Origin of the sequence: Streptococcus oralis, from assembly GCF_024399415.1 — a bacterium.
In the GTDB taxonomy this organism is placed as follows: domain Bacteria; phylum Bacillota; class Bacilli; order Lactobacillales; family Streptococcaceae; genus Streptococcus; species Streptococcus oralis_CS.
The window spans coordinates 1,265,208-1,289,847 of the sequence record NZ_CP029257.1; the positions used below are offsets into that span (position 1 = coordinate 1,265,208).

At 42.3% G+C, this 24,640-nt stretch carries 23 protein-coding genes and 1 tRNA gene; 6 read left to right on the plus strand and 18 right to left on the minus strand.

All coding sequences use genetic code 11. The features are described from left to right. Positions 1–98: 98 nt before the first annotated feature. Together nth and DG474_RS06265 are read right to left on the minus strand one after the other, a co-directional pair. Complete coding sequence (gene nth, locus DG474_RS06260; protein ID WP_255777697.1) at positions 99–728, minus strand: endonuclease III; 630 nt, start codon at positions 726–728, stop codon at positions 99–101. Then, a complete protein-coding gene (locus DG474_RS06265; RefSeq protein ID WP_139658490.1) occupies positions 729–1,271 on the minus strand; it encodes a YceD family protein in 543 nt (180 codons plus the stop codon). It lies immediately after the preceding gene. Between the two features lie 168 nt (positions 1,272–1,439). Between DG474_RS06265 and DG474_RS06270 the strand changes: the two genes are divergently transcribed. Further along, entirely contained in the window at positions 1,440–1,769 is a 330-nt protein-coding gene (locus tag DG474_RS06270; RefSeq protein WP_139658489.1) for a helicase BlpT, read from the plus strand. Between the two features lie 330 nt (positions 1,770–2,099). After that, positions 2,100–3,659, plus strand: coding sequence for an ATP-binding cassette domain-containing protein (locus DG474_RS06275; RefSeq protein WP_255777698.1), 1,560 nt, complete (start codon positions 2,100–2,102; stop codon positions 3,657–3,659). A 44-nt stretch (positions 3,660–3,703) separates the two neighbouring features. On the opposite strand, the gene htpX is transcribed toward DG474_RS06275, so the two are convergent. Both htpX and DG474_RS06285 read right to left on the minus strand, forming a co-directional pair. Continuing rightward, positions 3,704–4,603 carry a zinc metalloprotease HtpX gene (htpX, locus tag DG474_RS06280; protein WP_198464791.1) on the minus strand — a complete coding sequence of 300 codons (900 nt, stop codon included), beginning with the start codon at positions 4,601–4,603 and terminating at the stop codon, positions 3,704–3,706. A 1-nt stretch (position 4,604) separates the two neighbouring features. After that, complete coding sequence (locus tag DG474_RS06285; RefSeq protein ID WP_255777699.1) at positions 4,605–5,165, minus strand: LemA family protein; 561 nt, start codon at positions 5,163–5,165, stop codon at positions 4,605–4,607. Positions 5,166–5,258: 93 nt separating this feature from the next. Between DG474_RS06285 and rsmG the strand changes: the two genes are divergently transcribed. Beyond that, positions 5,259–5,972 (plus strand): 16S rRNA (guanine(527)-N(7))-methyltransferase RsmG, encoded by a 714-nt coding sequence (rsmG, locus tag DG474_RS06290; RefSeq protein ID WP_215804535.1) that lies wholly within the window; start codon positions 5,259–5,261, stop codon positions 5,970–5,972. A gap of 319 nt (positions 5,973–6,291) precedes the next feature. Then, positions 6,292–7,575: a uracil-xanthine permease family protein gene (locus tag DG474_RS06295; RefSeq protein WP_185755937.1), complete on the plus strand. Its 1,284-nt coding sequence runs from the start codon at positions 6,292–6,294 to the stop codon at positions 7,573–7,575. A gap of 44 nt (positions 7,576–7,619) precedes the next feature. Here the strand turns inward: DG474_RS06295 and DG474_RS06300 are convergent, their stop codons facing one another. From DG474_RS06300 to DG474_RS06340, 9 genes are all read right to left on the minus strand, one after another. Further along, on the minus strand, positions 7,620–8,525 hold the full coding sequence (locus DG474_RS06300; protein WP_255777703.1) for a DMT family transporter: 906 nt from the start codon (positions 8,523–8,525) through the stop codon (positions 7,620–7,622). Between the two features lie 8 nt (positions 8,526–8,533). Then, on the minus strand, positions 8,534–9,469 hold the full coding sequence (locus DG474_RS06305; RefSeq protein ID WP_255777704.1) for a serine hydrolase domain-containing protein: 936 nt from the start codon (positions 9,467–9,469) through the stop codon (positions 8,534–8,536). Beyond that, on the minus strand, positions 9,466–10,191 hold the full coding sequence (locus DG474_RS06310; RefSeq protein ID WP_001102077.1) for a CppA N-terminal domain-containing protein: 726 nt from the start codon (positions 10,189–10,191) through the stop codon (positions 9,466–9,468). The genes DG474_RS06305 and DG474_RS06310 overlap by 4 nt, the downstream gene beginning before the upstream one ends. Positions 10,192–10,301: 110 nt before the next feature. Then, complete coding sequence (gla, locus tag DG474_RS06315; protein ID WP_000348117.1) at positions 10,302–11,171, minus strand: aquaglyceroporin Gla; 870 nt, start codon at positions 11,169–11,171, stop codon at positions 10,302–10,304. A 157-nt stretch (positions 11,172–11,328) separates the two neighbouring features. After that, positions 11,329–12,495, minus strand: a complete 1,167-nt coding sequence (locus DG474_RS06320) for an ATP-grasp domain-containing protein (RefSeq protein WP_095726138.1) — start codon at positions 12,493–12,495, stop codon at positions 11,329–11,331. A gap of 12 nt (positions 12,496–12,507) precedes the next feature. After that, positions 12,508–13,248 (minus strand): esterase family protein, encoded by a 741-nt coding sequence (locus DG474_RS06325; RefSeq protein ID WP_000546816.1) that lies wholly within the window; start codon positions 13,246–13,248, stop codon positions 12,508–12,510. A gap of 20 nt (positions 13,249–13,268) precedes the next feature. Beyond that, positions 13,269–14,093, minus strand: coding sequence for an alpha/beta hydrolase (locus DG474_RS06330; RefSeq protein WP_255777705.1), 825 nt, complete (start codon positions 14,091–14,093; stop codon positions 13,269–13,271). A 136-nt stretch (positions 14,094–14,229) separates the two neighbouring features. Continuing rightward, positions 14,230–15,444 carry a tRNA uracil 4-sulfurtransferase ThiI gene (thiI, locus tag DG474_RS06335; RefSeq protein ID WP_255777706.1) on the minus strand — a complete coding sequence of 405 codons (1,215 nt, stop codon included), beginning with the start codon at positions 15,442–15,444 and terminating at the stop codon, positions 14,230–14,232. Between the two features lie 8 nt (positions 15,445–15,452). Next, the gene (locus tag DG474_RS06340; RefSeq protein WP_255777707.1) at positions 15,453–16,595 is read right to left on the minus strand and encodes a cysteine desulfurase family protein; all 1,143 of its coding nucleotides are present in this window, start codon (positions 16,593–16,595) and stop codon (positions 15,453–15,455) included. A gap of 137 nt (positions 16,596–16,732) precedes the next feature. Here DG474_RS06340 and DG474_RS06345 point away from each other — a divergent pair, with 137 nt between their 5' ends. Continuing rightward, the gene (locus DG474_RS06345) at positions 16,733–17,158 is read left to right on the plus strand and encodes a DUF6556 family protein (protein WP_084857198.1); all 426 of its coding nucleotides are present in this window, start codon (positions 16,733–16,735) and stop codon (positions 17,156–17,158) included. 44 nt (positions 17,159–17,202) lie between these two features. Here DG474_RS06345 and DG474_RS06350 read toward each other — a convergent pair whose 3' ends face one another. The 4 genes from DG474_RS06350 to DG474_RS06365 all read right to left on the minus strand — a co-directional run bounded on the left by DG474_RS06350 (position 17,203) and on the right by DG474_RS06365 (position 23,193). Then, positions 17,203–19,509 (minus strand): DNA translocase FtsK, encoded by a 2,307-nt coding sequence (locus tag DG474_RS06350; RefSeq protein WP_369522196.1) that lies wholly within the window; start codon positions 19,507–19,509, stop codon positions 17,203–17,205. An 86-nt stretch (positions 19,510–19,595) separates the two neighbouring features. Further along, positions 19,596–21,548, minus strand: a complete 1,953-nt coding sequence (locus DG474_RS06355; RefSeq protein ID WP_255777708.1) for a PTS fructose transporter subunit IIABC — start codon at positions 21,546–21,548, stop codon at positions 19,596–19,598. Further along, positions 21,545–22,456 carry a 1-phosphofructokinase gene (gene pfkB, locus DG474_RS06360; RefSeq protein WP_000640822.1) on the minus strand — a complete coding sequence of 304 codons (912 nt, stop codon included), beginning with the start codon at positions 22,454–22,456 and terminating at the stop codon, positions 21,545–21,547. The genes DG474_RS06355 and pfkB overlap by 4 nt, the downstream gene beginning before the upstream one ends. Next, positions 22,453–23,193 carry a DeoR/GlpR family DNA-binding transcription regulator gene (locus DG474_RS06365; protein ID WP_000920660.1) on the minus strand — a complete coding sequence of 247 codons (741 nt, stop codon included), beginning with the start codon at positions 23,191–23,193 and terminating at the stop codon, positions 22,453–22,455. The genes pfkB and DG474_RS06365 overlap by 4 nt, the downstream gene beginning before the upstream one ends. Positions 23,194–23,354: 161 nt before the next feature. Here DG474_RS06365 and DG474_RS06370 point away from each other — a divergent pair. Then, positions 23,355–23,442: transfer RNA gene (locus tag DG474_RS06370), tRNA-Ser, on the plus strand. A 169-nt stretch (positions 23,443–23,611) separates the two neighbouring features. On the opposite strand, the gene DG474_RS06375 is transcribed toward DG474_RS06370, so the two are convergent. Continuing rightward, a complete protein-coding gene (locus DG474_RS06375; protein ID WP_000721417.1) occupies positions 23,612–24,571 on the minus strand; it encodes a hypothetical protein in 960 nt (319 codons plus the stop codon). Positions 24,572–24,640: the final 69 nt, after the last annotated feature.

Here is a 24,640-nt window from a genome sequence, read left to right on the forward strand (position 1 = left end):
TGCCTGCCTCACGGGACAGGTTTAAAGGACTATTTAGTCACCATTTACTATAGCACAAAGCACCCTTAAAATCAAGCAAAAACTTTTTCAGAGTCCCCTTAAACAATGCTAAAATCATATAACTGGGGATAGTGGTCACATTCTGGATTTTTGGGATGACAGATAGCTCGTCCAAAGTAAATCATGGCCTGGTGAGCTGCTAACCATTCTTCTGGTGGCAAGACATCCATAACACGTTTCTCTACTTCAAGTGGCGTAGCTGATTTTTTAACGATATCGTGATGTTTGCAAATACGCTCCACATGAGTATCGACTGCGAAGGCTGGGATTCCATAGCCCACACTCATGACAACATTGGCTGTCTTACGACCAACACCTGCTAGATTTTCTAATTCTTCACGTGTCTGAGGGACTTGACCATCAAAATCATCTAGTAACTGTTGGGCACATTTTTTAAGGAATTTAGCCTTATTTCGATACAGTCCCAGATGAGAAATGTGTGAAGCAATTTCACTCTCTGTCGCTACAGACATGGCTTGCGGCGTTGGAAAAGCAGCAAAGAGCCCTGGTGTGGCCTTATTTACCGCTGCATCTGTGGTCTGGGCTGACAGCATCACCGCAACCAGTAGTTCAAAATGATTGGTAAAATCAAGACTAGGCTTAGCATCTGGAAAGAGGGCAATAATTTCCTCTATGACATGACGGGCACGTTTCTTAGATAAAACCATCTACTCGTCTCCATCAAACAGTCCTTGCAAGCCAGCAAATGGACTGTTTTCTTCTTTCTTGACTGCTTGTTGGGCTTGGTATTCATCTTCAGTCATGATTTGCCAGTCATTTCCTGACACAAAACCTTGGCCCGCCTCTTCTTCTGCCGTCAAGACCTTGATAGGGATATTGAGCAGAATATTATCTGCTACGCTCTCAGCAAGGTCGATTTCCCCATTTTCGATAGGCAAGACCAAATCATCATCTAGAACTTCCTGGTCTAGTTGGTTGGTCGCTCCTTCCATGAAAACTTCTGTGACTGGATAAGACTCAGCCAACTCAACTGGCTCCATACTGCGGCTGGAAGCAAGGACAATGGTATATGACAACTGATAGTCCAAGAAATACAGACGGTCTTCGTACTGCACCTTCCCCACTGCAAGGATATCTTTGACATCTAAAATCTCTTGATTTCGTTTACACAAGTCTGCTGCCAGGTCTAAAGCTTGTTCAAAATGTAGGCCTTCAGGTTGCTTACGAATTTCTTGAATGTTTAACTTCATATTTCCTCCATAAAGATGTACTCACTTGATTATACCATGAAAAGGCTATAAGTCAGCCTCCCAAACTTTGAGATTAAAATCTCATTTTTTAACATATTTACTATGACAAACTTTCCTATTAGTGCTATACTATAGGCAAGAATACATCAGAGCAAGGAGGATGCTCATATGGAAGACAAAGCACTCATCACTGAAGCTTATCGACTCCTTTCCGAGTTAAATAAAAGCTACCAAAGCTGTAAACAAGGAACAGCTGATGATCTTCGACTGCAAGAGCTGCTGAACACCACTCTTAAGGAACTAAAAACAGCAGAAAAGCTGGACAACAGTATCTTAATCGACCTTGAGAAATTTTACCAACGCACCAGTCTTCTGATTGGACTGGGTAGCCTAAAACTAAATGATCAAGCACGCACCGCTTGGCGAAACTATGACAAGTTCCATTACGAGCACGTCAAACACGTACTGACTCTCTATGGACCTGTTTTTGGATTTTAGAGTTTAGAATTTTGGATTTTCTATTGACAAAATTTCCTTAAAGGTATAGGATAGAGATACTAATACTCGGAGGTATGGGAGACATGAACAACTAATCTATCAAATAAAGAACTTTATTTAGTAGATCTTGTTTTTGTCTCTTTTTGTGTGCTCTTTTTATACTAGATTTTCTAGTATCTTGTCCCCATTGAAAATCGAAAAACTAGAAAGCTATGCTCCTCTTGAGTTGGGTTAGGCAGCTCCAAGCTAGTTTGACGAGTTTTTCAACGAGGATAATAGAGTTTTTGACAGTGACTTTGGGCTCTACTAGATAAAGTAGAGCTTTTTGTTATGCAATATCGACATTCTAGAAAGGGCATCAATATGATAAAAATCAACCATCTAACTATCACGCAAAACAAAGATCTACGAGATCTTGTATCTGACCTAACCACGACTATCCAAGACGGGGAAAAGGTTGCTATTATTGGTGAAGAAGGAAATGGTAAATCGACTTTACTACGAGCTTTAATGGGGGAAGCATTACCTGATTTTACTATCAAGGGCGACATCCAGTCTGATCTTCAATCACTGGCCTACATTCCTCAAAAACTCCCTGAAATCCTGAAAAATAGGACTCTACACGACTACTTCTTTTTGGATTCTGCTGATTTAGACTACAGCATTCTTTATCGTTTGGCGGAGGAGTTGCACTTTGATAGCGACCGTTTTGCTAGCGACCAAGAAATTGGTAGCCTCTCGGGGGGCGAATCTTTGAAAATTCAGCTCATCCACGAGTTAGCCAAACCCTTTGAGATTCTATTTTTGGATGAACCTTCAAATGACCTAGACCTTGAGACGGTTGATTGGCTAAAAGGTCAGATTCGAAAGATTAGGCAAACTGTTATTTTCATTTCCCATGATGAAGACTTTCTTTCTCAAACGGCTGATACTATTGTCCACTTGCGACTGGTCAAGCATCGGAAAGAAGCGGAAACGCTAGTCGAGCATTTAGACTATGATCGCTATAGTGAGCAGAGAAAGGCTAATTTTGCAAGACAAAGCCAGCAAGCTGCTAACGACCAGAGAGCCTATGACAAAACCATGGAAAAACATCGCCGCGTCAAGCAAAATGTGGAAACTGCACTTCGAGCTACCAAAGACAGTACTGCCGGTCGCCTATTGGCTAAAAAGATGAAAACTGCTCTCTCTCAAGAAAAACGCTTTGAAAAGGAAGCTCAGTCCATGACCCAAATGCCACTTGAAGAGGAACAAATCCAACTTTTCTTCTCAGACATCCAACCATTACCATCTTCTAAAGTCTTAATCCAACTGGAAAAAGAAAATTTATCCATTGGCAAGCGCATTTTAGCTCAGGAGTTACAACTAACTGTTCGTGGCCAAGATAAAATCGGTATCATCGGGCCAAATGGTGTTGGAAAATCAACTCTGTTAGCCAAGTTGCAACAACTGCTCAGCGCCAAAAGAGAGATTTCGCTTGGTTTTATGCCACAAGATTACCATAAAAAACTGCAATTGGATTTATCTCCAGTAGCCTACCTCAGCCACACTGGACAAAAAGAAGAACTACAGAAAATCCAATCTCACCTAGCCAGTCTCAATTTCAGCTATCCAGAGATGCACCACCAAATTCGCTCCCTATCTGGCGGGCAACAAGGTAAACTCCTACTTTTGGATTTAGTGTTGCGCAAACCAAACTTTCTCCTTCTGGATGAGCCTACACGTAATTTTTCTCCCACTTCTCAACCCGAAATCAGAAAACTCTTTGCCTCTTATCCTGGCGGTCTGATCACTGTTTCGCATGACCGTCGTTTCTTAAAAGAGGTCTGTACGAGTATCTATCGTTTAACAGAAGAGGGTTTGGAAGTCGTTGATTTACAAGATTTATAAATGTTGAACATAGCAAAAATCCAGAGAAGTCTCTCTGGATCTTTTTACATCTGTTTCAAACGTTCGATTCGTTCTGAGATAGGTGGGTGGGTATAAAAGAGTTTTTGAAGTCCCCCACCTTTCTTAGGATCATTGATATAAAGAGCGCTGCTGGCATCGTCAACATGGTGATGCATCGGCTCGCTATTCTCCAACTTACGCAAGGCATTGATCATCCCTTGAGGATTGCGAGTCAACTCCACACTGGATGCATCCGCCAGAAATTCCCTCTGACGGGAAATGGCAAGTTGCACCAAAGTTGCTGCGAGAGGTGCTAGAACAATGGCTAACAGAGAGATAATAAGCATGATAATCTCCAAACCATTTCCATCGCGATCATTATCACTCCGTCTGCGACCTGCTCCTCCCCACCACATCATCCGTCCTGCCATACTAGACAGAAGGGTAATGGCACTGGCAAGGGCGACAGCAATGGTCGAAATTCGAATATCGTAGTTTCGGATATGACTGACTTCATGCCCCATAACAGCTTCTAGCTCCTCACGATTCATGATAGCCAGAAGACCCGAAGTGGCTGCGACAGCTGCATTCTGCGGGTTTGAACCTGTTGCAAAGGCATTTAAAGAAGAATCCTCAATGATGAAAACACGCGGCATGGGAATCTGAGCGACCATGGCCATATCTTCTACTACATGGTAGAGGTCTGGTGCTGTTTGCTCATCAACCTCACGCGCCCCATTCATAGACATAACAATCTCTGTCGATTGAAAGATCATGGTCAGAGCGTAGATAAGACCAATAATCAAGGCAATAATCATGCCACCAAGACCTGAACGCATAAAGAGATAGCCAACAGCATAACCAACCAAGGCCAAGAGTAGGAAGAAAACCAGCAACAAAATCCAGGTTTTTCGTTTATTGCTCGCAATTTGATCAAACAACATCTTAGTCACCTAATCCGCTAAAGTCAACTTTAGGAACTGCCTTTTCCTCTTCAGGTGTTTGAAGGAAGTCTGCAGCTTTAAAGCCAAATAGTCCTGCGATGACGTTACTTGGGAAGCTTTCAAGTTTTACATTGTAGTTGCTGACAACACTGTTGTAGAGTTGACGAGAGTAAGAAATTTTATTTTCTGTATTGGTCAACTCTTCTTGCAATTTGATAAAGTTAGCACTAGCTTTCAAGTCTGGGTAATTCTCTGCTACTGCAAAGATACCAGAAATCTGGCGGGTAAGGGCATCACTGGCCTTCATAGCTTCTGCCGGTGAAGTTGCTGCGGCTACTTGTCTACGAAGTTCTGTCACTTTTTCCAAGGTAGAACCTTCATATTTGGCATAGCCTTTGACTGTTTCAATCAAGTTTGGGAGGAGATCATTACGACGCTTCAACTGAACATCGATCTGGCTCCAAGCCTCCTTGGTCTGCATACGATTTTTAACCAAATCGTTATAGCTAACAATCACAAAAATAACAATCAGAGCCAAAACTCCAAGAATAATCCAAGTCATAATCTTATTCCTTTCTGCTTTTAGATTACTACCAGTATATCAAATTTTTAATGAATATGGTAAAATAAGATGATACTAGAGAAGGAAACTACTATGAAACCAGAAACATTTTACAGCCTACTAGCTGAGCAAAATATTTCACTTTCGGACCAGCAAAAGAACCAATTTGAACGCTATTTTGAGCTCTTGGTCGAGTGGAATGAAAAGATTAACCTGACCGCTATTACAGACAAAGAAGAAGTTTATCTCAAACATTTTTACGATTCGATTGCACCTATTCTGCAAGGCTTGATTTCAAATGAAACTATCAAACTTCTTGATATCGGAGCGGGGGCAGGATTTCCTAGTCTGCCCATGAAAATTCTCTATCCTCAGTTGGAGGTGACCATCATTGATTCGCTCAATAAGCGCATTAACTTCCTTCAGCTTTTGGCTCAGGAGTTGGATTTGGATGGTGTTCACTTCTACCATGGACGGGCAGAAGACTTTGCCCAAGACAAGAACTTCCGTGCCCAGTTTGATATGGTGACGGCTCGTGCGGTTGCCCGTATGCAGGTTTTGTCTGAGCTGACCATTCCCTATCTTAAAGTTGGCGGCAAACTATTGGCACTCAAGGCCAGCAATGCTCCTGAGGAATTGCTAGAAGCCAAGAATGCCCTTAACCTCCTCTTTAGTAAGGTAGAGGACAACCTCAGCTATGCCCTGCCAAATGGAGATCCGCGCTACATCACTGTGGTCGAAAAGAAAAAAGAAACCCCAAATAAATATCCACGTAAGGCTGGCATGCCCAACAAACGCCCACTTTAAACAATGGTGCCCCTTGTTTAAAATTCAGAAAACCATTTACAAAATCAACTTCGCTCTCACATTTCTAGGATCGGGAAAAATTCGTTTACAAAACGGACCTCACTCTCACATTTCTGGGATCGGGAAAAATTCGTTTACAAAACGAATTTTTTCTGCTATACTATCCTAAGCAAAGGTTTTTAATGTCATCCTGTGAGGTGACGAAGGCGCAGATTTATATAAATTTTTAAAAGATAGCTATTTTTTAAAAAGTCTTACTCTGAGGGCCTATTGCTGCAAAATAATGGGCTCTTTTTTGGTGCCCAAAAGTGAGGTTTTTATGAAACAGGAATCAACTGTTGACTTGTTACTAGACGTTGATCAACGTCCTTCTGCTGGTAAAGGTATTCTTCTAAGTTTCCAGCACGTATTTGCCATGTTTGGTGCGACCATCTTGGTACCCTTGATTTTGGGAATGCCTGTATCTGTTGCCCTTTTTGCTTCAGGTGTTGGTACACTGATTTACATGATTTCTACTGGTTTTAAGGTTCCAGTTTATCTTGGTTCTTCATTCGCCTTTATCACAGCTATGTCTCTAGCCATGAAAGAAATGGGAGGCGATGTCTCTGCTGCTCAAACTGGAGTTATCTTGACTGGTTTGGTCTATGTCCTTGTAGCAGCAAGTGTTCGTTTTGCAGGTACGAAATGGATTGATAAACTCTTGCCCCCAATCATTATCGGACCTATGATTATCGTTATCGGTCTTGGTCTTGCTGGTTCTGCTGTAACGAATGCTGGACTCGTAGCAGACGGAAACTGGAAAAACGCCCTTGTAGCCGTTGTTACATTCTTGATTGCCGCCTTTATCAATACAAAAGGAAAAGGTTTCCTTCGTATCATTCCTTTCCTCTTTGCCATCATCGGTGGGTACATCTTCGCTATGATGCTTGGTTTGGTTGACTTTACCCCAGTCCTTCAAGCCAATTGGTTTGAAATTCCTGGTTTCTACTTGCCATTTAGTACAGGTGGAGCCTTTAAAGAGTACAACTTGTACTTCGGTCCTGAAACAATCGCCATCTTGCCAATCGCTATTGTAACCATTTCAGAACACATCGGAGACCACACAGTTTTAAGCCAAATCTGTGGCCGTCAATTCCTGAAAGAACCAGGACTTCACCGTACGCTTCTTGGTGATGGTATCGCGACATCTGTATCAGCCTTCCTCGGTGGACCAGCTAATACGACTTACGGCGAAAATACAGGGGTTATTGGGATGACTCGTATCGCTTCTGTCTCTGTTATCCGTAACGCGGCCTTCATCGCCATTGCTCTTAGCTTCCTAGGGAAATTCACTGCCTTGATTTCAACCATTCCAAATGCTGTGCTTGGTGGCATGTCCATCCTTCTCTACGGAGTTATCGCCAGCAATGGTTTGAAAGTTTTGATTAAGGAACGTGTTGACTTCAGTCAAATGCGTAACCTCATCATTGCAAGTGCTATGCTGGTACTTGGACTTGGTGGAGCAATCCTTAAACTCGGTCCAGTAACCCTTTCAGGTACTGCTCTATCAGCCATGACAGGAATCATCTTGAACTTGATTTTGCCACACGAAAATAAAGACTAATCATCTATACACAAAAAATCCACTCGATTGAGTGGATTTTTTAATTACTTACTCTTTATTTCCAACAGTAAATCTTTCAATGAAATAATGGTCACGGCTAGTAAAATCATAGCCATACCGATAAAATCAATCGCATAAAACTGTTCCTTCATAATCAGAAAGGCAAAGAAAACGGCAGAAATTGGCTCTATGGAAGCCAATAAACTAGACTTAACAGGGCCTATCAGACTAGCTCCCTTTAGGAAAGCTGTATAGGCAAAAACCGTTCCAATAATGATAATCCCAGTAAATGCAAAGAAAAAATCTAAGCTGGTTGGTATGCTAGCCTGTAAGACTCCTGTAAAGGGAATAGCCACTACACCAGAAATAACCATCCCGACACCAATCACCAAAATACTGCCCCACTTCTTAATCAAAGCAATAGGAAGGATGATATAGAGGGCATAGGTCAAGGCTGAAAAGAGGCCCCAGAACAGACCTAGGGATGTGACAGATAACTGGTCAACTTTCCCGTGCGTTGCAATCAGAAAAGTTCCTCCTATAGCCAATCCAATCGAAAAAATCTCAGCCAGTGTCGGAGCTACCTTATCTTTCATACAGGTATAAACCAAAATCCCAACAGGACATACATACTGGAGAACCGTTGCCGTTCCAGCATTGGTCTCCTGAATGGCAGAAAGATAGGCAAACTGGTTTAAGAAAAGTCCAAACAAGGCAAACAACAGCAGAGATAAAAGGCTTTTTCTGTCTTTTAAAAAAGCATAGAGTTTATCCTTTGCGGTCACGTAGGATAAGAACACCAGTGCCAAGCCTGCAATGATAAGTCGCAAATTGGTCAAGACTAAAGCAGAAATCCCGTGTGCCATCAGGTATTGGCCACTGGTTCCAGACAAGCCCCAAGCAATCCCCGCCACTACTGTATACAGAGTTCCTTTTACGGTTTTTGACATACTTCTTCCTACTCCTCTTGACGAATCATTTCCATCACTTGGTTTCGATCGACTATCCACTGGGCACGCTCATCCTTCTCATACGTTCGATTGGATAAAAAGATAGCCGCCTCCTGCTTCTCTCGATTCCACATAATGAAGGTACCTGTATAACCCGTATGGTCGAGCCAAGCTCCTTCCAGATTCCATGATAGAGACCGCTCCTTATCATCTAAAGGAGAAAAATTTCGGCTCAATTCTGCTGCAAAATCATCTTTCAAATAATGTTCCAGAAAAATCTGCAAATCCTTAACAGTCGAAAACAAACCAGCACTTCCTGCGTGTTTCCCTAATAGACGGGCTTTGGGATCGTGAATGTTTCCGGCCTCCACCCCTCTCACTGTTGGTACAGCTTGCTCAACAGGACCAAACATCGTTTCCTTCATCCCCCATGGTTCCAAAACTTGTTTTTTTATAATCTGATCCAAGTCTTGGTTAAAGATTTTTTCCAAAAGAAAGCCCAAGAGTAAAAAGTGAACGTCCGAGTATAGGAAGGCTGGCTGATTTCGTCTGTTGAGGTGAAACATGGCTTCTCTTAATTCCTCTGCCCTTAACTTGTCTCGATTGGGAATAAAGGGGTCCAAGTCTGTGGCATGGGTCAGAAGCTGCCGTATAGTGATATCAGGATAATCACACTCCGGTAAAAAATCCGTTACCGGTCGCTCAATATCGAATGTGCCCTGCTGCCACAAGAAGGTCAAAACCGTCCCCACTCCCACGACCTTACTCACACTGGCTAGATCATAAACCAAACCACTTTCTGTCTTCAAGTCTCTTTCTGGATCACTCAATCCTAGATAAGACTCTTTCCATTCACCATCCTTATAATACGCAAAAGAGGCCCCGGGATAAATCCCTGCCTCAATTTGATTTTCTATTTTTCTTAGAATTTTTTCCAACTTCATGCTTCTTCAAACCACAATTCAATGTTATTGGTATCTTTACCGAGGAAGAATTTTTCAGACTTAGGGACAAAGTAGCCTGTCTTTTCAAATTTCTGACGAAGACTGGTTAGATCAAAATTCTTGACTAAAAATTTTAACATCGTCAGGTCCCAAGTGACATTGTTTTCAACAGCCAAATCTGGTCCTTGTCCTTTAGTAAAGGTAATTACTGGCGCTACTCCTTCGGGATCAAGTAAACTCTCTGTCCCTTCAGGTAAACGCAACTCCATAGAAACCTCAAATTGGCTCACGTATTTTATACTTGTATTTGAATAAAATTCAGGAACAGTTTCCAGTGGAACCAAATCTCTTATATCATCTTCTGCATGAACAAGGATCACATCCTCTTCAGGAGAAACAATCTCAAAAGCATACCCACGGTTTCCTTTAAATAGGCGAGGAAGAGACTTCATCTGAGAAAGGAGGGCCTCGATTTCAGAAGGATTCTCAACCTTTATCAAGAGTCTAGCTAGCTTCTTAAGCCCTTCAACTCTGCGTGTTCGCATGCTTGGAGCCTCTTCTAAAATCAATCTTTCAGTACCTGTCTGATCACCTAAGGAAAGAAAGGCAGACTCTTCCAGCAAAGGTTTCATCCCTAGGGTTTCAATGTAAAATTTTTCATTTAATTTTCGATTATTAACTTTCAAAGTCGGAACGATCCGAACAATCTCATTCACATTCATAAATTCCTCCAACTCTTTTATTTTAAAGGATTTTCGAATATTTTACAAGCCATATCTATTTTATTTAGAAATTTTATAACAAAAAAACTGGGATTCCCCAGTTTTATTTTTTATAGGTAAAGTAGTTTAAATAGTGCTACTGCTGCAATACCCGCTGCAATTGGAGCTACAACCGGAACCCATGCATACCACCATTTTGAATCACCCTTGTGTTGACCAAGAACTGATTTTGGAAGGAGTTCATGAAGAAGACGTGGTCCAAAGTCACGAGCTGGGTTCAAACCAGGTCCAGTAGGTCCACCGAGTGAAGTTACCAAGGCCATTACTAGGAAACCAAGTGCCAAGTGCGCAACTGAGATCCCAGCAGCTGTATGTGGAGCTACTTGAGCTTTCACTGCCAATTCACTTAAATCAACAGTTTGTCCAGCTTGAGTAGCCATTTGTTTCATGTATTGAAGAACCTCAGCACCAAAGAAGTTTTTAGTCAAACCAAGTGCTGCAAAGAAAAGAACAAATGAACCTACAAACTCATTGAGGAAACCGTTAACAGTAGCTGCAAAACGTGATTCTTTTGTACCGTGGTCGATGCTTGAAATCGTTGAGAAGGTACCCAAGATATTGTTTGGATTTTCTGTCTTCAAGTAGTAAGGACGGTGAGTCGCTACAACCAAAGCTTGACCAAAGATTGCTCCCAAAACTTGTGCTAGGATGTAATATGGTACTTGCTCCCAAGAGAAAAGTCCACTAACAGCAAGTCCAAGAGTGAAAGCTGGGTTGATGTGGTTACCAGATACATTACCAAACATCAAGGCTGGGATCATAACCCCCATACCATAACCAACCGCGATAACGAGCCAGCCACTTTGGTGACCTTTCGTACCTTTAAGTTCAACGTTAGCAACTGCACCATTACCAAGAATGATCAAAATAGCAGTTCCCAAGAATTCTGTGGCATATTTAATAGCCCATGTAAAATCCATTTGATAGATTCTCCTTAAATTTTTTTAGACAATCCTTATTCTATCAATTTTTAGGCCTTTTAGCAATATCTTTTCTAAAAGAATCTCTGGAAAACGCTTTATTTAACTTATCTTTAAGAAAAGGACAAAAGAAGTCAAACTCCTTTTGTCCTAATCGTTATTCTTGACGTTGACCAAAATCTGCAATCATCTGCTCCATCTCTTGGCGACTCGGAGTGGTCAACATATAAAGGTAGTCCCCTTGTAGCTCTGCAAAGGCTGCTGGCATGATTTTTTTGACCTTGAATTGCTGGCTGTACTTAGCAAGCAAGTCTTCTTCTGAATAGACATAGTTTGCATTGGCACGACGTGATGTAGCTAGACAGTATTGAGGTTCAAACTCTGATGCTGGGAACTCTTCTCCTGCGACAATAGCTGCATAACCTCGGTAGAGATCCAAGGAGTGGGCAAAGTTATAAACATCAATGGTAAAGCCACCTGCAGGACGGTTATTGTACTCAATGGCAATGTAGTCATCCCCGTCACGGAAAAACTCGATATGGAAAAAGCGCTCTTTCATACCAAATTCCTTGACAATGGCCTCGCCATACTTGCGCAGTTTGGGATCCATATCCTTGAGTACATAGTAGGAATTGTCCATCTTATAAATCATGAGATCAAGTGGTGTATGGGCGTAGTCGAAAGTCGTTGAAAAGACGATGTTGCCATCTTTGTCCACAAGCCCGTCAAAGGTACAGATTTCGCTAGAAGTGACAAATTTTTCAAAGAAATAAACGGTTGAATGGTCCCATTCAGCCTTAAAGTGATTTACATCGTCTTCTGTCTCAAGCTTAAAGGTTGCTGCCGCTCCCACTCCATTATCAGGTTTGGCAATCATTGGTAGACCGATTTCGGTCACTGCTTTATCCACATCTGCTTCCGTATGGATAACAGCACCAGGTACCACAGGGACACCTGCTTTTTTGAAAAGTTTCTTCATCTCAGACTTATATTTGGTCTTTTTGAGATCCTCTGGTTTGGCACCAAAGACATTAAATTGCTCACGAAGTGTTGCGTCCAGCTCAAGCCAGTATTCATTGTGGGACTCGATGCGGTCGATTGGTCCATGCTTGTAGAACAGAAAGGCAACAGCACGTTTGACTTCGTCTATGTTCTCAAGATTGTCCACACGGAAATACTCGGTCATGCTATTGCGCAAAGGTTCATCTAGTTGTTCGTAAGGTTCTTGACCAATCCCCAAGACTGTGATGCCTTTATTAGCTAGCTCGATGGTAAACTGTTGAAAGTTTTGCGGATAGTAGGGAGAAATAACAAGGTAATTCATAGGCAACTCCTTTTATAGATACAGGTGTCCAAGAAAATAGGGCATTTGTTTACGCCACCATTCCCAGTCGTGGGCGACATCGTGTCCCCATTCAGCAAACCAGGCTGGAATTTGTTTCTGGTCAAAGGCTTCTTTAAGCTTGTAGAAAGATGGTAGACCGTCTTGTTCCCAGGCACCAAGTCCCGTACAGACGACGATTTCTGCCTGACGGTAACGATCAATAAACCAGCCGTCGTTTTGATTCCAGATATAATCTACTGGTGAGTTTTGGTAAATTGCATCGTCGTTGTAGTAATCGCCAACGAAGAAACGTGCGTCGTAAACACCACTGAGGGCAATCACCTTGGTAAAGACATCTGGATGCTGAAGAAAGAAATTGAGTGCATGATAGGCCCCCATCGAGCAACCTGTCGTCATCATGCCATCAAACCAACCTGTCTTGTGCTTGATGAAAGGAATGGCCTCCTCAATCACATAGCGTTCGTAGGCGCGGTGCATCTCCGCCTGGTCATGACCATTTTTCCAAGTGGCTAGCCAGCTCTCACTGTCCACACTGGATAGCGTAAAGAACTGGACGCGGCCCTCCTCGATAAAGGAAGCACAGGCGTCAATCATGCCAAAATCATAGTATTCGTTGTGACTGCCACCAGATGAAGCAAAAACAACAACTGGAATCCCAGCATGTCCATAACGGTTGAGATACATTTCACGGTTGAGATTGCCACTCCAGTGGCTGAGGTTTTCAATATGCATTGGCTTTCTCCTTTCTTAACTTACCATTTCTCTGCAAAAAATCGGAGACAGTCTGGTAAATTTTCCGACCATGGAATCTCACTATGGATAGCACCAGACTGAACTTTCAAGAAAAGATTATCCAAGCCTACTCCACCTGCAATCAAATCACGGTAATAGCGAAGCGACGAATCGATATAGGCTTGTTTGATATTGCCAGCCATCAAGGTCTTGTCCGTATCGTCTGCTTCTTCTGTTCCTACATAGATAAAAATGCGCTGTTCAGGTGTCAATTTCTTGCGCTCGATATAGCGGTTAAAGGATTCTTGGTGAAGCCAGTTGGCAGAGGAGAAGACACCTAGACAACCAATTCGGTCTTGGTACTCTAGTCCGATAAACTGAGTAATATTGCCTCCTAGTGACGAACCAATCATAGCCGTGTGCTGGCGATCAGCTTTGGTTCGGTAGGTTTCATCGATAAAAGGCTTGACCACTTCCATGACAAACTCGGCATACTCCACACCCTTACCACCAAACTGCTGGCCTGGGATAGGAGATTCTTGAAATTTCCAAGCCGCATACTCATTCATCCGTCCCATGCCATCATTGTCAATAGCAACGACAATCATGCGACTGATATCAGGATTCCGCTTAATGGCTGGAATAATCTTCCAAGAGTGTCCGATATAAGACTCCTTGCTGTAAAAGACATTTTGTCCATCATGAAAGTAAACAACAGGATAAAAACGATCTGTGTCTTTCTCGTAGTCTTTAGGCAGAAGAACACGCACACGACGCTCCTTTCCTGTATAAGGAACCTTGAGTTTGTGTTCTTTCATTTTTAAGTAAAAGTAGGAATGATTCATTGTCAGAAAACTCTCTATATTCAAAATTTTATCTTATTATACCACAAAAATAGAAAAAAAGTCAGTTAATGTCCATTTTAAGGATAAATAACTAACTTTCTTCATTTGTTTTTCTGAATTCTTCTGGATTTTCTGATTAGAGGAGATTGTCAATTAACTCATCGACAGCATCTTTTTCAACCTGGGGAGTGATTTCAGTAATCATAATCCCAGCCACTGCTCGCTCAACCAAGCCTTCAACATCCATGCGTTTTTCATACTGCTCTGCATTCTCTATCTTAGGATTGGTCTTAGGACGGTCAGGTGCAAAAATAGTACAGCAGTCTTCAAAAGGCTGGATTGAAATTTCAAAGGTATCGATTTCCTGCGCGATGTCAATGATTTCCAACTTGTCCATGGTAACCACGGGACGAATGACTGGAGTGCTGGTCACAGCGTTGATAGTCTGCATGCTTTCCAAGGTCTGGCTGGCTACTTGACCAAGACTTTCCCCATTAATGATAATTAAACCTTTTCGTATCTCACGAATACGGTCGGTAATCCGCATCATAAAACGTCGTGTCAAGGTCATAAGGTAGGCTTCTGGCGCTTTAGCCTTGATTTCCTCTTGAATCTCTGTGAAAGGCACCTCGATAAACTGGATATTGCCCCCAAACTTGGTCAATTTCCGAGTCAAATCGTGGGCTTTCTTGAGGGCACCAGGACTTGTGTATGGCGGGCTAGCAAAGTGGACGGCTTCAATATCTACCCCACGTTTAAGAGCTAGATAACCTGCCACAGGTGAATCAATTCCTCCTGACAACATGAGCATGCCTTTACCAGAACTTCCCACAGGTAATCCTCCTGCTCCACGAAAGGTTTCATAGGAAAGATAGGCAGCCTCCTCACGAATCTCAACCTGAAGATTAATATCTGGATTTTTCATCTGAGCTTGCACGTTTGGAATAGCCTCGAAAACAGCACCACCAAGAGTTTGATTGAGTTCTCGACTATCCAATTCGAAGTTGTGGTCGCTTCGCTTACTAGTGATTTTAAAGGTCATGCCCTCCTTGTAGATAGCTTTCATAATCTCTTGGACAGCAGACTTCAGAACTTCCACAGACTTTTCAACCTTATACACAGGAGAAAAGTTTTGGATCCCAAAAACTTGTTTGAGCGATTCTGCTACTGCTGTATAATCAGCTCCATTGAGGTAAGCGTGGGCACGGTCGCGATCTGCGGTTACCTTAACTTGAGGATAGATAGACAAAACGTCTGAAATATTATTACGAAGTTTATTGATGAAACGCATGCGATTTTTGTGTTTGGTTGACAATTCTCCGTAACGAATCATAATTTCTGAATACTGCATAAATACTCCTATCTTACTTTTCTAGTTTGATTGTAAATTAATTTTAGCTTGGTCAAAAACTGCTCGACTTGACTCATATCATTTTCCAGGTCTAGGCTTAGACGCACAGCTGACTGGGCCTTATCTTTGTCCACTCCCATGGCAATCAAGGTCCCCGCAGGTTTTCCTGCCTTGGACGAACAAGCAGAGGTTGTGGAAATGAAAATATCATAGTCTTCAAAGGCGTGAACGATGACTTCACCACGAACACCCTTAATCCCAAAAGTCAGGATATGAGGGGCAAAGTCTTCCTCATCTGAAAAGACAAAAATATCTGGATAATCCAGAAGGGCTTGACGAATGACTGCCTTCATCTGCCCTGTCTTACTAGCAAAGATATCTAACTTTTCCATAGATAAACGGAGAGCTTTGGCTGTCGCTGCAATCCCTGCCACATTTTCAGTTGTCGAACGAGAGTCTCGCTCCTGACCACCACCAGTTAAAAGAGGCGTAATCTTCTTACCAGACTTGATATAGACAAATCCAACACCTCTGACACCATGAAACTTATGACTCGAAAATGTTGCAAAATCCACTCGATCTGTCAGATAGTTTTCAATCGGAATCTTAGCGAGTGCCTGAACCGCATCAACGTGGAAAGAAATAGTCGGCTTATCTGCCAACAGTTTTGAAATAGCTTGAATTGGCTGGATAGAGCCAATTTCGTTGTTAACTGCCATGATGGAGACAAGGATCGTATCAGGTCGTGTCAAATTCGCTAGAGCCTCAACATCCACAAATCCTTTCTCATCAACTGGAGCAAAATCTATCTCAAAACCTTGACTTTTCAGCCAAAGGGCTGATTCCTTGACTGCTGGATGTTCAATAGCTGACACAATAATGTGCTTACCAAACTGGGCTTTTTCAAAGGCCACACCCTTGATGACCCAGTTATCTCCTTCTGTTCCACCAGAGGTAAAGAAGATTTCCTCACTTTTCTTACCAATCAGATCTGCAATTTGCTGCCGGGAAGCATCTAAAATTCGTGTTGCCTGATCTCCCAAACGATGGAGACTAGACGGATTTCCTACAATTTTTGAAGCGACCTGCATGTAAGTTTCAAGTGCTTCAGGATAAGGCTTGGTTGTCGCCGAATTATCAAAGTAGATCATGTTTTCTCACGCTTTCTAAAATCACTCCTTCTATTGTATCACGAAAAGAGACCTGCGACAAGAAAGGGAGGTTTCTCTTTTTTTAAGATTTTTTTAAAGAAATGAGGTATAATAAATCATAATTAAAGGAGAGTATCATGTCTAACTATCGTAGAACTTCAAAACCAAAAACAGAACACATCAAAAAGGGATTTACTGTCTTTCAAAAAACGATTGCTACCATCGGTAGTATCCTTGGCCTAATCACCGCTACTATCACCATTATGAACGCCATGGATAATAACAAAAACAACAAAAAAGAACCGACGACAACCCAAACAACTGTTGTCAAGGAAATTCAAAAAGAATCCCCTCAGGAAAATACTACTCCTAACAGGGACAACACTTCTACTAAAGAAAATACCTCGCAGGAAGAAACTTCTCAATCCAACAAGAAAGAGGAGAAAAAAGAAGAACAGAAAACAACAACTCAGGACTCTTCTACACCAGCTACAAATAAAGAAACAAGCGATAATGGAACACAGTCAAATACGACGAGTTCTGAAACTAAAACGAACCAGTAATCAAAAAAATAACTTCTTTCCAAATTTGGAAAGAAGTTATTTTTTTATTGTTGCAATACTTTTCGTGGTTTGGTTCCCTCAGCTGGACCGATGACACCTGCCATTTCGAGTTCTTCCATCAGGCGGGTCGCACGATTAAATCCAACTGACAAACGACGCTGAATCATCGAAGCGCTAGCTTTCTGAGTTTCGATAACCAAAGCCTTAGCTTCTTCAAAAAGCGGATCGCCGCCAGCTTCACCATCAGAAAAATCTCCTTCATTTTCAGGGACATCTCCTGGGTCAAAGCTTTCATCATAGTCCGCATCCGCCTGAGCCTTGATGAAGTTTACGATGCGTTCAACATCATCATCCGAAATAAAGGAGCCTTGTAGACGGACTGGGTGATTTTCATCAATTGGTTTAAAGAGCATATCTCCTCGACCGAGCAATTTTTCTGCTCCATTTTCATCCAAGATGGTTCGCGAATCTGTACCTGATGAAACTGCAAAAGCCACACGAGATGGGACATTGGCCTTGATAAGGCCAGAGATAACATCAACCGATGGACGTTGCGTTGCGAGAATCATGTGAATCCCTGCGGCACGCGCCTTCTGTCCGAGACGGATGATGGCATCTTCCACTTCCTTGCTGGCCACCATCATGAGGTCTGCCAGCTCGTCCACAATGACAACAATCAAAGGAAGCGGTACTTGTTTGTACTCAGACTGGGCATTGAATTCCTCGACCTTGGCATTGTAGCCAGCGATATTTCGCACACCAACCTTAGCAAAGAGTTCATAACGGTTTTCCATCTCATCCACAACCTTTTGCAGGGCCTTGCTGGCTTTGCGTGGATTGGTCACAACTGGAATCAAGAGGTGAGGAATGTCATTGTAAACGGATAACTCAACCATCTTTGGATCCACCATCATAAACTTGACCTGATCTGGTCTTGCTTTCATAAGAATGCTAGCGATAATACCGTTAACTGCGACTGACTTCCCTGATCCCGTCGAACCTGCAACGAGTAGGTGGGGCATCTTGGAAAGGTCAAAGGTGCGAGCAGTTCCATTGACAGCCTTACCTAGAGGAATTTCGAGGAGATTTTCTGGTTTAGTTTGAGACTGTTCCCAGAGTTCACGGAAGGAAACGGTCGCAATCTCAGAGTTGGGTACTTCAATTCCGACTAAGGATTTACCAGGGATCGGAGCCTCAATCCGAACATCCTTGGCCGCCAGAGCCAGCGCTAAGTCGTCTGCCAGATTGGAAATACGGTTAACCCGTACTCCAACTGCTGGCTTGACTTCATACTTGGTAACTGATGGTCCAATTTCAGCCCGTTCTACCGTCACCTTGATACCAAAGCTGGCAAAGGTTTCTTCTAGGATTTTGATATTTTCTCGAACAATCTTCTTTTCCTTGGATTGGTCTTTGGGTTTATCTGGCGCAAAGAGTTGCAAGCTTGGCAGTTTGTATTCGAGAGCTTCTTTGGTAGAAAAATCAACCTGCACCTCTTCATCCTCAAAATCTTCTTCCACATCTGGAACGTCAAAATCAGTTTGAGGGAGGATAATCTCCGGTTCGATCCACTCTTCCTCAGGAATTGGTGGGAGATCGTAGTCTGGTACCTCTGATAAGATTTCTCCCGTTTCAGGATCTACAGGAGGAAGCGGTAATGCATCCTGTTCTTCTTGTTCTCTCTTGATTCTAGCTGCTTCTTCAGCTTCTTGACGAGCCTTCTCTTCTTCTCTCTTGATGAAGCGTTCCTGTTTTCTCTGTTCCTGTTTTTCCATGAAAGATCTGAACTGAGCTCCAATAAAGGCTGCGACATCATAAATAGACCAAGGACTAACCAAGAGTGCCCCAACTAGAATCAAGAGAAGTCCAATAAAGTACGATCCGATATTTGAGAAAAGAAATGCTATGGGGATATAGAGCCCAACACCAAGCAGGCCTCCACCAGCGAAGCTAGTCACCCGCATACCAGTCAGGTCAGCCATAACTTGAGCCAGGGTCCCTTTTAGGACTGACTGCTCCAAGCCAAATTTCCATACCAAGTAGGCCTCAAAAATCAAGAGTAAGCCAGCGAAGATACAAAGAAATCCTGACAGAAGCCCCTCTTGCTTGCGGATCCATTTAAATAGAAAAAGATAAATGAGAAGGGCCCCAATGGCCACATAGGCCAAACTTCCAACCACCAGTCGAATGAGATTGTAAAGAGTAACACCTGCCGCGCCGAGTTTGAGGGCTGCAATAATCAACAATAAGGCAATTCCTAAGGAAATCAACATCCTCTGGATAGCCTGTTTTCTTTCGAGTTCTGCTTTAGACGGTCTCCGTCTTGTTTTACTAGTATTCTTGTTTGCCATTCTTTTATTATACCATATTTCACAGCCATTTCGAATAGAGAAAAAGATTGCACCAAATGGTAACAATCTTTCTATTCTAATACTTTTTATGCTTGTGGTTTGCGTAGGTAACCATAAACCACACCACTTACGATTGCACCAACCAAGACAAAGGCAAGGTAGAGAAGGGCATTTGAAGTAAGAGCGATGACGAAGATTCCTCCGTGGGGCGCCATGAGTTTAATACCTGCAAGACCAACGAGTCCCCCTGCTACTGCAGAACCAAGGATGAAGCTTGGGATAGCACGAGCTGGGTCAGCGGCACCAAATGGAATCGCTCCCTCAGTGATAAATGACAAGCCCATGATGATGTTTGTCAAACCAGAGTTGCGTTCTTCCTTAGTGAATTTATCTTTGAAAAGAAGGGTTGCGACAAAGATAGCAAGTGGTGGCACCATTCCTCCAGCCATAACTGCTGCCATGGCTACAGAACCACCTGAAGAAACAGTTGCTGCAAGCGTACCTGTACCAAAGACATAGGCCGCTTTATTAACTGGACCACCCATGTCAACAGCCATCATGCCTCCAAGAACGATACCAAGAAGGACAGCTGAACCGCCTCCAAGACCGCCTAGGAAGTCATTCATCGCAGTGTTGATTGCTGCCATCGGGATGTTAACAGCTAGCATGACAAATCCTGTTAAGATTGTTCCAAGAAGTGGCAAGAGAAGGATTGATTTAGCACCTTCAAGTGAACGAGGAACTTTAACGTATTTCTTGATAGCAAGAACCAAGGCTCCTGCGATAAATCCACCAACAAGGGCACCTAGGAAACCAGATGAAACACCTGCAAGAGTTGAAGTTGCTTCACCACCTGCTGCATAAGGAATTTTACCAAAGGCAAAACCTTCTTTGGCAATAGCACCAGCCACAAAACCAGCTACCAAACCAGGTTTTTCAGCGATAGAGTAGGCAACATATCCTGCAAAGACTGGAAGCATCAAGCCAAAGGCTGCTCCACCAATTTTCATGAACATTGAAGCTAGTTCATGGTAGGATCCGAGATTGCCAAGACTATCTTGTGGCACACCAAAAGCTCCGTCGATTAAGAAGGCGAGGGCAATCATGATACCACCACCAATAACGAATGGCAACATTTGAGATACACCACTCATCAAGTGTTTGTAGAAAGCACCACCAAGGCTTTGTTTTTCATTAGATGCTGTTGCAGCTTTTGCTCCATTAACAGCACGATAAACTTCAGCATCTCCTGAAAGAGCCAAGTTGATCAATTCTTCTGTCTTACGGATACCGTCTGCAACTGGACGATTAACCAATGGTTTGCCATCGAAACGATCCATCTCAACAGCCTTGTCCGCAGCGATAATAACAGCTTTAGCCTTGCGGATGTCTTCCGCAGTCAATTGGTTCCCAACACCGCTAGCACCATTGGTTTCAACCTTGATCCCAACACCCATTTCAGCAGCCACTTTTTGAAGGGCTTCTTGGGCCATGTAAGTGTGGGCAATACCTGTCGTACAAGCTGTAACAGCTACGATAAAGTCGCCAGAGTCATTGGCAGGTGCTTGAACAGGTTCCTCAGCTTTTTCTGAAGCTTGGTCAAAGAGTTCGATAACTTGATCTGCCGATGTTACTTGACGAAGTTTGTCTGCAAAACCGTCTTTCATTAAGTATTGAGACAATTCTGCCAAGGCTGCTAAGTGAGTATCATTGGCACCTTCTGGAGCTGCAATCATGAAGAAGAGGTCTGTTGGTTGCCCATCCAAACTTTCATAGTCAACACCCTTGTTTGACTTTGCAAAGAGAACCGTTGCTTCTTTGACAGCAGAGTTTTTGCTGTGAGGCATAGCAATTCCGTCACCCAAGCCAGTGGAAGTGAGAGCTTCACGCGCTAAGATTCCTTCTTTAAAGGTTTCAAAATCCGTCACGTAACCGTGATCTACCAAACTTTTAATCATCTCTTCGATAACAGCTGTTTTTTCAGTTGCCTGCAAATCCAGCAACATGACATCTTTTCTCAATAGGTCTTGAATTTTCATCGTTTTTCTACCTCAACTTTTTCATATGTTTCTTTAATAAATTCCGCCGTTGCCAAGTCATCCGAGAAGGTAGTTGCTGTTCCACAAGCTACTCCCCATTTGAAGGCTTCTACTGCATCTTTAGATTTGACAAATTCACCGGTAAATCCAGCGACCATAGAGTCGCCAGCTCCCACTGAATTTTTGACTGTTCCCTTGATAGGTTTTGCGAAGTAAGCTCCCTCAGATGTGACAAGAAGAGCACCGTCCCCAGCCATAGAGATGATGACGTTTTGAGCTCCCTTGGCCAGTAACTGACGAGCATAGTTCTCGATTTCATCTAAACTTTCGAGTTTCACTCCAAAGATAGCTCCAAGTTCGTGATTGTTTGGTTTAACCAAAAGTGGATGGTAGTCTAAACTATCAATCAAGGTCTGTCCTTCAAAGTCACAAACAACTTGAGCACCAGTCTGGCGTGTCAAGGCAATCAAATCTTTATAGATAACATTGCCTAGGTTCTTAGCACTCGAACCTGCAAACACAACCGTATCATCTGCTGTCAGACTAGACAAAATAGCTTTCAATTCTTCTAACTGAGCCGGTTCCACATTTGGACCAGTCCCGTTGATTTCTGTTTCTTGGTCTGCTTTAATCTTGACATTGATGCGAGTATCTTCTGCTACTTGGACAAAACGAGTTTCGATTTCTTCCTCTGTAAGGGTATCTGTGATAAATTTACCAGTAAAACCTCCGATAAATCCAGTCGCAGTATTTGGAATACCCAAGCGCTTCAAAACACGGCTGACATTGATTCCTTTCCCACCAGCAAACTTATCATCACTGTCCATACGATTGACACTGCCGACTTGAACTTGCTCCAAGCGCACAATATAATCTATGGATGGATTAAGTGTGACTGTATAAATCATACTTCTATTACCTCCGTTTTCTTCTTAATAGCCTGCAAGAGCTCATGCCCTTGACTTGTGATGACAATAGCGCGTTTAAGTGGTGCTACTTTGGCAAAGCAAGTTTGACCAATCTTTGACGAATCCACCAAGACATAGGTTTGTTTGGCATTCTCTAAAATAGCACGCTTAACGGCTCCCTCCTCCATATCAGGAGTCGTATAATAACCATCGTCCACACCATTCATCCCGATAAAGGCACGGTCAAAGTGCAATTGATTGATTTGGTTAAGAGCAACACCACCGATACATGCATCTGTTGCCATTTTGACACTTCCTCCAACCATGACAGTTGGAATCTGTTTTTCAACCAACTGAACCGCATGGTGAATGGAGTTGGTCACGACTGTGATATTCTTATTAACCAATTCCTTGATTAAAAAAGCAGTTGTCGTTCCAGCATCGATAAAGATAACATCTTGTTCCTTAATAAGAGAGGCTGCTTTCTGAGCCAGTAGCTTCTTCTCTTGAAGGTTTTTGACAGATTTTTCTTGGATGGTTTCTTCTTCCTGCAAGGAGTGGGGCAATTCTGCTCCACCATGTACACGGCGAAGCTTGTTTTCCGCCTCCAACTCATCCAAATCTCTTCGTACTGTCGATTCTGATGTTTCTAATAGACTAACCAATTTTTCTAGGGAAACTACATGATGTTGATTTAACTCCTCTAAAATCAGTTGCTTCCGCTCAGTTTTTAACACCAAATCACCTCCTGTTATCGTTTACACTATTCATTCTAGCACATTCTCTACCAAAGTCAAGCATTTTTTATCATTTTCTGTCAAATTCTATCATTTTTCTTATTTCCAAAATTTTTATTGCAAGATAAGTGGCTTTATGGTAGACTATTTGAGTAAGTATTGGAAGATTACTCAAGAGGCTTAAGAGGCCGTGTTGGAAACGCGGTAGGCGTGTAACAGCGTGCGTGGGTTCGAATCCCATGTCTTCCGTAGAAAAAAGAAAAACTGCACCTCAATGCAGTTTTTTTATCGTTCTAAGAACAATATATAGGAATGAAAGGCTGAGTTACTCTAACTATCACACCACATTTTTGTATCCTAATTCATAAAAAAACAAGTAGTTTATTAAGACTACTTGTTTTTCTTTTAAATCTTAGGATTAGATATTGCTTTTATCTTTCTTATCTGAAGATTTGTCTGTTGATTTATCAGTGGATTTGTTTGAAGATTTATCTGAAGACTTGTCTGTTGATTTATCATTAGACTTAGTTGAGTTTTTACGGACAATTTTATCATAACCTTCTGTATCATCAAGCAACTCTGTCGCCAAAGTACGGTAATCTTCTTGAGAAATCAGCCAGTTTCCATCCTTATCCTTTGTTAATTTGATTTCAGTATCAAAATCACCAGTAGTGAAAGGTGTATGAGCTAAGTTAGGGTCAACGTCACTGTAGGTTGAGAAATCTTTCTTGAATAGATGCTCAAAAATCCAGTAAGAAACCAATGTTTGGTAACGCTTGATGTCAACGTTTGAACCAGCTTGATTGTATTTACCTAGGTTATCAACACCTCCAATAAGAGTAGTGAGAACTTCCCTTGTAGATGAAGCCAATCCTTTAGAGTGTAACTTCTTAGAGTTGAAAGTAACAGTTGCTGTATTTCCTGATTCATCAACCTTCACATCTTTAACAGTGTAAGAACCGATATCTTGATATAATCTACGTCTCATCTTCAAGAAACCTGAAATGGTTTCTTCTGGAGTTTCTACAGGGAAATCTTTGTGCCATTGTACTGAGTATGTAGATGCAGGTGAAAGCCCTTCTTCTTTGATTTTTTCACTTGTTTGCACTGCAAAAATGGCCTCAGTCCATTTTTCATAGGTTTCACCATAAATTTTCTTGAATCGTGCAGAGTCGCTAGTGAGAACAGAGTCTAGGAGAATTTCAGCATCTTTTGTGACTTTCTCTTTAACTTCCGCTGCTTCATCCTTCTTCTCAACTTGTTCCGTTTTCTCTTTGTCATCAGAAGAAGCTTCAGATGACTGATTAGACAATGCAGAACATGCACCCAAGACAACTGTTGAGAGTGCTAAGATACTTAGTAACTTAATCTTTTTCATGTTTCACCTCTTTATGAAAAATTTACTCTTGGAGACCACCTCCAAGTAGATTTGTTTAGAAAAACACTG

Excerpts from the sequence above, each read along its gene's own strand:
- DG474_RS06345 (WP_084857198.1), top strand. The coding sequence starts at position 16,733 with ATGTCTAACTATCGTAGAACTTCAAAACCAAAAACAGAACACATCAAA.
- pfkB (WP_000640822.1), bottom strand. The coding sequence starts at position 22,456 with ATGATTTATACAGTCACACTTAATCCATCCATAGATTATATTGTGCGC.
- DG474_RS06285 (WP_255777699.1), bottom strand. The coding sequence starts at position 5,165 with ATGACTTGGATTATTCTTGGAGTTTTGGCTCTGATTGTTATTTTTGTG.
- htpX (WP_198464791.1), bottom strand. The coding sequence starts at position 4,603 with ATGTTGTTTGATCAAATTGCGAGCAATAAACGAAAAACCTGGATTTTG.
- DG474_RS06350 (WP_369522196.1), bottom strand. The coding sequence starts at position 19,509 with ATGGCAAACAAGAATACTAGTAAAACAAGACGGAGACCGTCTAAAGCA.
- DG474_RS06305 (WP_255777704.1), bottom strand. The coding sequence starts at position 9,469 with ATGAAGTTGGAAAAAATTCTAAGAAAAATAGAAAATCAAATTGAGGCA.
- DG474_RS06375 (WP_000721417.1), bottom strand. The coding sequence starts at position 24,571 with ATGAAAAAGATTAAGTTACTAAGTATCTTAGCACTCTCAACAGTTGTC.
- gla (WP_000348117.1), bottom strand. The coding sequence starts at position 11,171 with ATGGATTTTACATGGGCTATTAAATATGCCACAGAATTCTTGGGAACT.
- thiI (WP_255777706.1), bottom strand. The coding sequence starts at position 15,444 with ATGCAGTATTCAGAAATTATGATTCGTTACGGAGAATTGTCAACCAAA.
- DG474_RS06310 (WP_001102077.1), bottom strand. The coding sequence starts at position 10,191 with ATGAATGTGAATGAGATTGTTCGGATCGTTCCGACTTTGAAAGTTAAT.
- DG474_RS06270 (WP_139658489.1), top strand. The coding sequence starts at position 1,440 with ATGGAAGACAAAGCACTCATCACTGAAGCTTATCGACTCCTTTCCGAG.
- DG474_RS06275 (WP_255777698.1), top strand. The coding sequence starts at position 2,100 with ATGCAATATCGACATTCTAGAAAGGGCATCAATATGATAAAAATCAAC.
- DG474_RS06295 (WP_185755937.1), top strand. The coding sequence starts at position 6,292 with ATGAAACAGGAATCAACTGTTGACTTGTTACTAGACGTTGATCAACGT.
- DG474_RS06325 (WP_000546816.1), bottom strand. The coding sequence starts at position 13,248 with ATGCATATTGAAAACCTCAGCCACTGGAGTGGCAATCTCAACCGTGAA.
- DG474_RS06330 (WP_255777705.1), bottom strand. The coding sequence starts at position 14,093 with ATGAATCATTCCTACTTTTACTTAAAAATGAAAGAACACAAACTCAAG.
- DG474_RS06355 (WP_255777708.1), bottom strand. The coding sequence starts at position 21,548 with ATGAAAATTCAAGACCTATTGAGAAAAGATGTCATGTTGCTGGATTTG.
- DG474_RS06340 (WP_255777707.1), bottom strand. The coding sequence starts at position 16,595 with ATGATCTACTTTGATAATTCGGCGACAACCAAGCCTTATCCTGAAGCA.
- nth (WP_255777697.1), bottom strand. The coding sequence starts at position 728 with ATGGTTTTATCTAAGAAACGTGCCCGTCATGTCATAGAGGAAATTATT.
- DG474_RS06320 (WP_095726138.1), bottom strand. The coding sequence starts at position 12,495 with ATGAATTACCTTGTTATTTCTCCCTACTATCCGCAAAACTTTCAACAG.
- rsmG (WP_215804535.1), top strand. The coding sequence starts at position 5,259 with ATGAAACCAGAAACATTTTACAGCCTACTAGCTGAGCAAAATATTTCA.
- DG474_RS06265 (WP_139658490.1), bottom strand. The coding sequence starts at position 1,271 with ATGAAGTTAAACATTCAAGAAATTCGTAAGCAACCTGAAGGCCTACAT.
- DG474_RS06300 (WP_255777703.1), bottom strand. The coding sequence starts at position 8,525 with ATGTCAAAAACCGTAAAAGGAACTCTGTATACAGTAGTGGCGGGGATT.